The following is a 3747-nucleotide window of genomic DNA, read 5'->3' as shown; positions in this document are numbered from 1 at the left end:
CGGCCCGCGCCCGTCCAGCCGGCATTCCTCCGGCCCGCGCTCCTCCGGCCCGCGCCCGCCCGGCCCGTGCCCGTCCGGCCCGTGCTCGTCCAGCCAGGTGGCGAGCGCCAGCGCGTGGTCCCAGCGGAAGGCGTGGGTGTGCAGGCCGGCCAGCGGCGGGAGATCGGCCAGCTCCGGACCGGGTACACGGTAGATCGTGCCCGGTCGCGCGCCGGTGCGGGCGGCGTCGACGATGACCACCCGGCGGGCCTCGCGGATCCGGAATGCCACGTCCATCCCGGCGGTGCCGCCGTCGACGACCCGCACCCCGTCGGGGACGCCTCGCTCCCACAGGTGCCGGATGAGGACCGGCCCGACGCCGTCGTCCCGGCGCAGGATGTTGCCGCAGCCCACCAGCAGCAGCTCGCAGCGCGCCGACGCGTCGCCGCCGGCGGGTCCCGCGGGGAGCTGCGTCACCGGGCGCCTCCATCCGTGCCGGCCGTCCCGTCCAGCCGTCCCATGCCGATCTTCCATCCGCCGTGCCCCGGGACCGCCGCGTTGATCGCGAAGTTGCCGACCTCACGCCCACCGCGCCGCCGGACCCGCCGGACCCGCCGGCGGACGCGGTCCGGACGATCGACACTGGGACGGGCACGTCCGTCAGGCCGGACACCGCCGTGGAGGGGGGCACCGTGCACGAGCTGTCGATCTGCCACGCCATCGCCGGCATCGTCCTCGAGCATGCCGGTGACCGTCCGGTGCGGGCTGTGAACATACGGGTCGGGCAGCTACGGCAGATCGTGCCGGGCACCCTCGTCCACTGCTGGTCGCTGGTCAGCCAGGACACCGCGCTGGACGGCTCGCGGCTGCGGGTCGAAAGCGTGCCGGCGCGGGTCCGCTGCGCCGGCTGCGGTCACTCCTGGACGCTGAGCGCGCCGGTCATGCGCTGCGGGCGGTGCGGCGGCCAGGACGTGTCGGTGCTGCACGGCGAGGAGTTTCTGATCACTTCCCTGGAGCTCGGGGAGGCGTGACCGGCCACGGGCTGGTTCGATCGACATCGCCGGTCGACAGGTCCCACGACCGGCGGTCTCAGTCGGCGGCGCGGGCCGGAACGGGCTGGAGGGGAAGGATCGTCATGGGCCGGTTCCACTGGCACGCCGACGGCGGCACGCACGGCGACCACCACGGCCACAGCCACGATCACCCGCACGGTCACGATCACCAGCCTGGCCACGATTACCAGCCGGGCCGGGACGGCCGCATAGGAGATCATTCCGGCTACGAGACCGGGACGCGGCGGGTCGAGGTGCTGGCCGCCATCCTCGGCGAGAACGACCGGCTCGCCGCCGCGAACCGCCGCGACTTCGACGCCGCCGGGACGCACGTCGTCAACCTGATGTCCGCGCCGGGTGCCGGCAAGACGACGCTGCTGCGGGAGACCCTCCGCCGGCTGTGCCCGGCACTGCGGGTCGGGGTGGTCGAGGGTGACATCGAGACCAGCATCGACGCCGACCGGCTCGCCGGGCTCGGCGCCGTGGTGTCACTGGTCAACACCGGCCAGGGTTTCGGCGGCGAGTGTCACCTGGACGCCGCCATGGTCCGTTCGGCGCTCGGGCGTCTGCCGCTGGGCCTGCTCGACCTCGTCGTCATCGAGAACGTCGGCAACCTGGTCTGCCCGGCCGAGTTCGACGTCGGCGAGCACCGGCGCGCGATGATCTTCTCGGTCACCGAGGGCGAGGAGAAGCCGCTGAAATACCCGATCATGTTCCGGTCCGCCGACCTCGTCCTGATCAACAAGGTGGACCTGCTGCCTCATCTGGACGTCGACCTCGAGCTCTTCCGCCGCAACCTGGCCGACGTCAGCCCCGGTGTGGCCACCCTGGAGATCAGCGCCCGTACCGGCGCCGGCCTCGGCGCGTGGTGCGACTGGCTGCGCGCGCCGCATCCCCCGCGGCCCGGCGCCGGCCGTCCGGCGGACCGGCCCGGCACCGGGCCACGGGTGTGGCGGGAGGATGTCAGCTGACGGGGATGTTGTTGATGGGGATGTCGTTGATGGGGGTGCCGCAGCGCGCCACGGGGTCCAGCGGCAGGAAGCGGCCGCCGTCGTCACTGACGCGGACGAAGTCGTAGCAGTTGGCGGCCTTGCCGCGGTTCGTCGCGAGGTCGATCGGGGCGGGCAGCAGGCCGTCGCCGTTGTAGTTGTGCACGCCGTGCAGCCCCTGGATGAATTCCAGGCGGGTCGGGCAGGGACCGGCCGCCTCCAGCCCGCGCAGGAACATGTCGGCTGACAGCCAGCCGAAGACCGCGCTGTCCTGGGCGGGTGACTGCACCTGCGGGGCGTACCGCGTCATCGCGTCGATCATCCGCTGGTGCGCGGGGCTGTTCACCTCGAACGGGACGAAGTTGATGTAGATGACGGTGCCGGCGAGGGTCGGGCCGAGCTGTTTGAGCAACGCCGGGTCGTAGCCGAACGGAGCGATCACCGTTTTGAGGTTGACGCCGGCGTCGCGGACCGCCGGCAGGATCTGGGCGAGGATGTCCGGGGTGACGATGCCGGCCAGGGTGTTCAGGCGCGCGGCCTTCATCTGCGCGGCCAGCGCCTCGAAACTGGTCGTCTTGGCGGTCACGGTGAAGCTCGCCTCGACGTGGACGCCGGCCGTCAGCAGGCTTGACCTGAGCTTCTCATAGAAGATTTCCGTCGCGTCGCTCAGCTCGGTGTTCACTATCAGGGCGCGGGTGCCGCCCTGGCTACGGACGAAATCCCCCCAGACGCTGGAGGATCCCCGCGTGGCCGAATAGTAGTGCCAGGAGAACATGTTGTCGTGGTCGTTCCAGGTGACATCGCCGGCCAGCCCGACGACCGGGACCTCGAGGTCGTCGAGATACTGCGCGGAGCCGACCACCACCCCCGCTGTTTCCAGAAGGCCGAAGACCTTTTCGTCCTGAACGAGCTCGCGAGCACCGGCACGGTTCCCGTTGGGGGAGCCGGCGTCGTCCCGCCAGACATACACGATCTTCCTGCCGTGGACGCCGCCCGCGGCGTTGGTCACCCCGAGGCGGGCCTCGACACCGGCCCGGAACGTCCGGTAGGCGGCTGACGTCGGCCCACTGTCGTCGAACAACAGGCCGATCTTGACCTCATCGCCGGCAACACCCGGTGACGAGCAGGGGCCCGGCCCCGCACGGCCGGACTGGCTCCTCGGGGTAGCGCAGGCGAACAGCCCGGTCAGGCTGCTCAGCGCCGCAGCCAGCACGGCGAACGACAGTAACGACCGCCTCCCGATCAAGAACATCGCAACGAGCTCCCTTGCCGCCACCGGACACCTACAGGTCATATCTGGACACAAAGAGTGCTCCGGTAGAAAACCGTACAAGAAAAGAATCCGAGCGGCACCGAATAGACCACACCCAGCATGTGAAACATGTCACGTGCAACCCATTACCCGCCCCACCTTTACCACATCCGCGAGCGCCCGCCACCGGACCGTCCACCAACCCCCCAAGAAAACCCGCCCCGGTGGAGCGCCGTCCCGGCCAGCCAGTTTCAGCCCGACTCGGATTTGTAGACCGCAGAGCCCAGACCCGTTATCGGTGGACGTGCCGCCTGACGTTTCAATCCGACCCGAATTTGTAGATCGCGGGGACTCTCCCAGAACGCCTTCACCGACAAGGAGCTGTCGTTTCAATCCGACTCGGATTTGTAGATCGCGAAGACATATTCGACCTGCTCGACCGCAACAAGGTGAAGTTTCAATCCGACTCGAATTC

Annotated in this window: 4 protein-coding genes; 2 read left to right on the top strand and 2 right to left on the bottom strand. The window is 69.9% G+C overall.

Annotated elements, in window-relative coordinates; all coding sequences use genetic code 11:
• Positions 1-456: hydrogenase maturation protease (locus AC5LUJ_RS22955; RefSeq protein WP_493465742.1), on the bottom strand; the 456-nt coding region annotated here is incomplete at its 3' end.
• A gap of 200 nt (positions 457-656) precedes the next feature.
• Between AC5LUJ_RS22955 and AC5LUJ_RS22950 the strand changes: the two genes are divergently transcribed.
• Both AC5LUJ_RS22950 and hypB read left to right on the top strand, forming a co-directional pair.
• Entirely contained in the window at positions 657-1010 is a 354-nt protein-coding gene (locus tag AC5LUJ_RS22950) for a hydrogenase maturation nickel metallochaperone HypA (protein WP_250281359.1), read from the top strand.
• Positions 1011-1114: 104 nt separating this feature from the next.
• On the top strand, positions 1115-2002 hold the full coding sequence (gene hypB, locus AC5LUJ_RS22945; protein WP_250291370.1) for a hydrogenase nickel incorporation protein HypB: 888 nt from the start codon (positions 1115-1117) through the stop codon (positions 2000-2002).
• Here hypB and AC5LUJ_RS22940 read toward each other — a convergent pair.
• Positions 1995-3272 (bottom strand): ABC transporter substrate-binding protein, encoded by a 1278-nt coding sequence (locus tag AC5LUJ_RS22940; protein ID WP_250281361.1) that lies wholly within the window; start codon positions 3270-3272, stop codon positions 1995-1997. The two genes, hypB and AC5LUJ_RS22940, sit on opposite strands and share 8 nt — an antisense overlap.
• Between the last annotated feature and the right edge of the window lie 475 nt (positions 3273-3747).

This window comes from Protofrankia sp. CiP1_Cm_nod3, assembly GCF_982290655.1.
This window is presented reverse-complemented; position numbering and strand designations above follow the sequence as displayed.

Excerpts from the sequence above, each read along its gene's own strand:
- AC5LUJ_RS22940 (WP_250281361.1), bottom strand. The coding sequence starts at position 3,272 with ATGTTCTTGATCGGGAGGCGGTCGTTACTGTCGTTCGCCGTGCTGGCT.
- hypB (WP_250291370.1), top strand. The coding sequence starts at position 1,115 with ATGGGCCGGTTCCACTGGCACGCCGACGGCGGCACGCACGGCGACCAC.